This is a genomic window from Sphaerochaeta sp. S2 (assembly GCF_016406725.1).
GTDB lineage: Bacteria > Spirochaetota > Spirochaetia > Sphaerochaetales > Sphaerochaetaceae > Sphaerochaeta.
Genome location: NZ_JAEKNT010000157.1, coordinates 1 through 1,641 on the forward strand (window position 1 = coordinate 1; position 1,641 = coordinate 1,641).

Here is a 1,641-nt window from a genome sequence, read left to right on the forward strand (position 1 = left end):
ATACAAAAGATATTCAGTTTGATTATGTCATAGCAAATAACCGTGAAGTTTCTAAAGAAGTTAAAGAGAGATATGAAAGAGAATCTTCTAAACTGCTTACCATAAACAAGAAGGATAGAAATCTATTTAAAGAGTTAGGTATTGAAATAATTGAAAGCGATTTTATAGAGGTGAAACGTGGTTATGTACGTCATGATGTAAAAAAGGTTACAGACTACATTTCAGCGAATATATCTATTGGATAAAAGAGTGCACATTGGAGAGTATTACCTTAAAATAGACACATAAAGAAAAAGAGATGTTAATAAATAATTGTTAGCATCTTTTTTAGTATAATTTATTTGGAGGTAGCATTATGGGAAGACCAAAAGGTGGTAAAAATAGAAAATGGACTATTCAGGAAAAAAACAGAATAGTCGAAGCATATCTGTCAGGTGAAATTGGATGGAATGAGACTTTGAGACTTAATAAAATTACATCTCACAGAACTTTAGAAGTTTGGTTGAAGCAGTATCGCGAAAAAGGTACTACTTATGATAATCGAGGTAGACGTTCTAAGGGATCTCGTCGTCCGATAAAGTTTAAACTAGATTTTGAGAGTATGTCACGCGAGGAACTAATTGAATATGCGAAAACTATAGATGATATAAAAAAGTTCCTTGCCTACCAGAAAAAGCTAAAGAAAAATATGTAATTATTGATGCACTTAGAAGTAAACATACTATAGCACTATTATGTAGTATTCTAAAGTGTTCAAGAAGTGGTTACTATGCATGGGTTAAATCTGGTAGGCCAAAATATAAATCTTTTAACAAAGACATCTCTGACTTAGTATTTAAAGTTTATTCTGAAGATAAACGTCGAGGTATTGTAAGTATTAGAATGAAAATAAAAAAAATATATGGTCTGTTCCTCACAAACAAGACCATATATAGATATATGAAAATACATAATATAAAGTCCATTATTCGTCCTAAACGGAAAAGATATAGTAAGGTTGAACACCACAATATATCTAATCAAATAAAACGAAATTTCAAAGCCTGCAAGCCAAATGAAAAATGGTCTATTGATATCACATATATTCACACAACTCAAGGTGTCGAATACCTATGTGCTATTAAAGATATGTACGACAAATCAATTATAGCATACAAAACTTCGAGTAAAAATAACAATCCATTAGTGATTTCGACAATAAAAGAAGCATTTGCAATAGTGGAATCTAAGAAGAGATTAAATTTAATCCTACATTCGGATCAAGGCCATCAATTTACATCATTTGTATACTCTCAAGTACTCAAAGAAAATAATGTTACTCACAGTGTATCCGCCAAAGGTAGTTGTGTAGATAATGTACCTATAGAATCGTGGTTTAGTGCACTTAAAACAGAATGCATCTATTTAGCTGGTAATTTCAATAGATTAGAAGCGCAAAAGCTCGTTAAGGATTATGTTCATTACTATAATAATGAAAGACAACAAGAACAATTAAAAGAACTAACACCTCTGGAATTCAGGATGTTAGTTCTTAATTAAAAACTCTTTTTTATATTTTGTCCTTTTTAAAGGTATTGACTCATAATCTACTCTTCACTGTCTATTAAGCCAATTGATCATCTGCTACATGATAAACTGGAT

3 protein-coding genes are annotated in these 1,641 nt (G+C 30.7%); all 3 read left to right on the top strand.

From position 1 onward, the window contains the following. A partial coding sequence (locus JF818_RS04075) for a hypothetical protein (protein ID WP_198890700.1) occupies positions 1 to 245 on the top strand: 245 nt, incomplete at its 5' end. Positions 246 to 355: 110 nt separating this feature from the next. Beyond that, a complete protein-coding gene (locus tag JF818_RS04080; RefSeq protein WP_198890701.1) occupies positions 356 to 694 on the top strand; it encodes a helix-turn-helix domain-containing protein in 339 nt (112 codons plus the stop codon). A 29-nt stretch (positions 695 to 723) separates the two neighbouring features. After that, positions 724 to 1,539: an IS3 family transposase gene (locus JF818_RS04085; protein ID WP_370570302.1), complete on the top strand. Its 816-nt coding sequence runs from the start codon at positions 724 to 726 to the stop codon at positions 1,537 to 1,539. The last annotated feature ends 102 nt before the right edge of the window (positions 1,540 to 1,641 follow it).